This is a genomic window from Wolbachia endosymbiont of Glossina morsitans morsitans (genome assembly GCF_000689175.1).
GTDB classification, from domain to species: Bacteria; Pseudomonadota; Alphaproteobacteria; order Rickettsiales; family Anaplasmataceae; genus Wolbachia; species Wolbachia pipientis.
Window position 1 is genome coordinate 1 of the sequence record NZ_AWUH01000029.1, and the last position, 3,939, is coordinate 3,939.

At 36.7% G+C, this 3,939-nt stretch carries 2 protein-coding genes and 2 pseudogenes; 3 read left to right on the forward strand and 1 reads right to left on the reverse strand.

Annotated features, from left to right (window positions below; genetic code table 11):
• Window positions 1-121 (reverse strand): annotated as a pseudogene (locus WGMM_RS07425) (IS5 family transposase); the annotation flags it as partial.
• Window positions 122-482: 361 nt separating this feature from the next.
• Here WGMM_RS07425 and WGMM_RS00840 point away from each other — a divergent pair.
• The 3 genes and pseudogenes from WGMM_RS00840 (at window position 483) to WGMM_RS07180 (ending at window position 3,922) form a co-directional block, all read left to right on the forward strand.
• On the forward strand, window positions 483-1,592 hold the full coding sequence (locus WGMM_RS00840; protein WP_038248568.1) for an outer membrane protein assembly factor BamB family protein: 1,110 nt from the start codon (window positions 483-485) through the stop codon (window positions 1,590-1,592).
• On the forward strand, window positions 1,585-2,964 hold the full coding sequence (gene lpdA / locus WGMM_RS00845; RefSeq protein WP_038248571.1) for a dihydrolipoyl dehydrogenase: 1,380 nt from the start codon (window positions 1,585-1,587) through the stop codon (window positions 2,962-2,964). The genes WGMM_RS00840 and lpdA overlap by 8 nt, the downstream gene beginning before the upstream one ends.
• Before the next feature lie 2 nt (window positions 2,965-2,966).
• Window positions 2,967-3,922, forward strand: a pseudogene (locus WGMM_RS07180) (tyrosine-type recombinase/integrase).
• Window positions 3,923-3,939: the final 17 nt, after the last annotated feature.

Below are 3,939 nucleotides of genomic sequence, written 5' to 3' on the forward strand. Positions count from 1 at the left end.
ATTTTTGGACTATTTTCATACCAATTTTCGATAGCTTTATCGATGTAACGAAAAATATTTCCTCTTTTTCTAGAAATTTGTTATATTCATGGCAGTTACTAACTCTCATTTTTTGTGGCATATTTTTCCTTTAAGCGGTTAAATGGCTATTTTTATAATGAATTTTGTTCAGTAGCCACCAGATTTTTTCAGTTGCGATGCAACAGAGCCATCCCAGTGTCAAGCACTGGGATGACAGGAAAAGAGGCTATTTGGATGACATCTTTCTTCTTGGTATAAATTCTTTTATATCTCGATGTTCGTACAGCTATGCACGTTGCCGCATACTGGATGAGGTGTACTACCTCTAAGAGTATACATTATCTCACATAATAATATAATATTTCGTTCATAAATCAACGTTTTTAACATGCAGCAAGAACATTTCCGTTGTAATTAAGGTTCTTAAGATGTATATTAACGAATCTTGTTTTCAATAAATAATGAAAGTAATAATTGTCATGATAATGTTATTGTGTAGCAGTTACACAATGGCAAGCGGGAGAATAAGTCTGGTGGATAAAAAACTATCTCAAGGATATGTAGCTCCAGTGCTTACAGAAAATAGCGTTATTTTATCAGACAAGCACGGCGCTTTATATTCCTTTGATATTGATAACTCAAAGGCTATGAATTGGAAATTACACCTCTCACACAGAAAAAAAATTAGTAACATGAGCCTATTGCGTCACAGAGGAAACGTTTTCTTTATAGTGGATAACGTTCTACACACAATAGATGCAAAAACCGGCGAGATTCAGTGGGAAAAAGAATTGAGAGCTCCAGTAAGAGGGAAAGCAGCAGTAATAAACAATAAATTGGTAGTATTGACTATTGATAATTATCTGTACGTGTTTGATATAAAAGATGGCAGCTTCGTTTGGACTTATCAAAACGGCATCAATGAGGTTCGAGGTCTGTATTCCATATCGCCAGCAATTTCTAATGATAAAATAATAGCACCATTTTCAAATGGTGAGTTAATAGCTTTTAATGAAGACGGTAAAAAATTGTGGAGCCAAAAATTGGCTACAAACCTTTTGGATACACAGCTCACAGATGTAACTACTACACCGAGAGTGCTTGGCGATACTTTAATAGCTACAAATAATTCTTATATTTATGGTATTGACGTAAAATCAGGAAATATTTTATGGTCAAAGTCACTGCAAGTAAAAAGTGTATCAGACATTGAATCATATTACAGTCCTCTTATTCCTGCAGAGAAACAAAAAGAAGGCGGAAGAATTTTTATAGTTACTAAAGACGATAAAATAATTGGCCTGGATATAAAAAATGGAGAAACAGTCTGGGCATCTGATTTAATAGAAAATACGCAATTGTTTGCTCCAATTATGCATGCCCATACACTGTGGGTGACAAGCAATAAAGGTTCAATGTTTGCTTTTCCGGGATCTGAAAGTGCAGGAAAGGTAGTCAAAGTACCTGGTAATGTGTTTCACACTCCAGTGTTTACTCGCAATAAGATATATGTAACAACTGAGGGAAAAGGTGTGTATTCTTTAGAAAATAGGTTTGTTTTTTATGACTGATTATGATTTAATTGTTATAGGTGGTGGCCCAGGAGGCTATAAGTGTGCTATCGCTGCTGCAAAACTTGGATTGAAAGTTGCCTGCATAGATAAAAATAGCATTTTTGGTGGTACGTGCCTGCGGGTTGGGTGCATACCCTCCAAAGCATTGCTCCATTCTTCCTATCAGTATGCTCACACGAAAAATGATCTGTCGAAGTTTGGCATAAAAATTAAGGACGCAAGTTTCGACTTAAAAGAAATGCTAGGCTATAAGGACGCCAGAGTTCAGGAACTTGGAAAAGGTATAGAATATCTGTTTAACCTTCACAAAATCACTAAAATCAATGGGCTTGCTTCTTTTGACCAAGGTAATCTTGAAGTTTCAGTTGAAGGTAAGGTGCTGAAGACAAAAAATATAGTAATTGCAACCGGTTCTGACGTTATTTCTTTGCCAGGAATGAATATCGATGAGAAAAGTATTATTTCATCAACTGGTGCACTATCTTTAACTGAAGTACCAAAAAAACTTGTCGTAATCGGAGCCGGGGCAATAGGGCTTGAAATGTCTTCTGTATGGAGGAGGCTAGGGTCTGAAGTCACTGTAGTAGAATTTTTTGACAGAATCGCTGCAGCAATGGATGGAGAATTAAGTAAGTCTCTACTTTCTAGTCTACAAAAACAAGGAATAAAATTTTTACTTAGCACTAAAGTTGAGGAGATAAAACAAAGTAGTAACTCTTTGAGTGTGAAAGTTTGTTCTGTAAAAGATAATCAAACAAACACTATAGAGGCGGATAAGGTATTGGTGGCAGAAGGACGCAAACCATGCACTGAGAATCTTGGTATTGATGAAAAAATAGAAAAAGATAATCGCGGTTTCGTTCAAGTTAACAACAGATATGAAACTAATGTGAAAGGAATATTTGCTATTGGTGATGTGATCGGTGGAGCAATGCTTGCTCATAAAGCACAGGAAGAAGGAGTGGCAGTTGCAGAGATAATCGCTGGGCAAGTACCTCACGTTGATTATGGAATTATACCATCTGTCATTTACACTCACCCTGCGGTTTCCTCGATTGGTAAAACAGAAGAGGAACTCAAAAATGCTGGCCGTGAATACAAAGTGGGTAAGTGTCAATTTGCTGCAAACGGCAGAGCAAAAATCACTGATGATGCTGAAGGATTCGTGAAAGTGCTGACTTGTAGCAGAGCAGATACAATACTAGGTGTGCATATCATAGGAGCATACGCTGATACGCTAATCAATGAAGCAGCGGTTGCAATGGCATATGGCGCAGCAGCCGAGGATATATACAGAATTTGTCACTCTCATCCTGATATAAATGAAGCCTTTCGAGATGCGTGCATCGATGCTTTCTTTAAAAAATAATTGTGGACCTCGGTTCAATCATTGAAAAATGGTATGAGTGGCTGAGGTGCAACAGATCTTATTCACCAAACACTTTGGAATCATACATGAGGGACTTGAAGGATCTTATAAGTTTCCTAAATACTCACATTGGTGGAGAAGTAAATGTTGGTACTCTGAAAAATTTTAGCATACCTGAGTTAAGAAGTTGGCTTACCTCTCGTTACGCAAGAGGTGTAAATGCAAGATCCAACACTCGAGCACTCTCAGTAATCAGAAATTTCTTCAAGTACATAAAAACAACCACAATATAGACAATGAAGCTGTATTTTCCTTATCAAGGCCAATTCAGAGAAGAACTCTGCCCAAAGCATTATCAATACCTAATATAAAAACTTTATTGAAAGAAATGAAACTATCCGACCTGGGCGAACCTTGGGTGGTAAAAAGAGAAATTGTGATTATCGTCCTGCTATATGGTACAGGCTTAAGAATCAGTGAAGCGTTGAACCTTAGGGTTAGTGATATTAACAATGAAAGTATAATAGTAACAGGTAAAGGAGATAAACAAAGGCAGGTATTCATTCTCCCAGTAGTAAAAAAATGTATACAAGAATATGTAAAAGCCTGTCCTTACCTTGATGAAGCACAACATCTTTTTGTGGGAGTAAGAGGAAAAAAATTGGGAAGAGCTTATGTGGCTAATCGTTTGCAAAAAATAAAGAGAATGTTAAATTTACCAGAAATTTTATCTCCACATGCATTTCGCCATAGTTTTGCTACTCATTTGCTTCAGGAAGATATTGACATAAGATCAATACAACAACCGCTTGGCCACTCAAGCCTGGAAACTACTCAAGTTTACACTCACCTCAATTATCAAGATGTTTTTAATATGTATAAGAATTTTCAGCAGAGTTTGGAGAAAAAGTCAAAACCCTTGTATAGCTCTTTTTACAATAATCCGAACAGACCGTAATATGCTACTGGCCTGCT

What these genes read in the sequence shown, in the direction of transcription:
- WGMM_RS00840 (WP_038248568.1), top strand. Translation starts at nt 483, where the DNA reads ATGAAAGTAATAATTGTCATGATAATGTTATTGTGTAGCAGTTACACA.
- lpdA (WP_038248571.1), top strand. Translation starts at nt 1,585, where the DNA reads ATGACTGATTATGATTTAATTGTTATAGGTGGTGGCCCAGGAGGCTAT.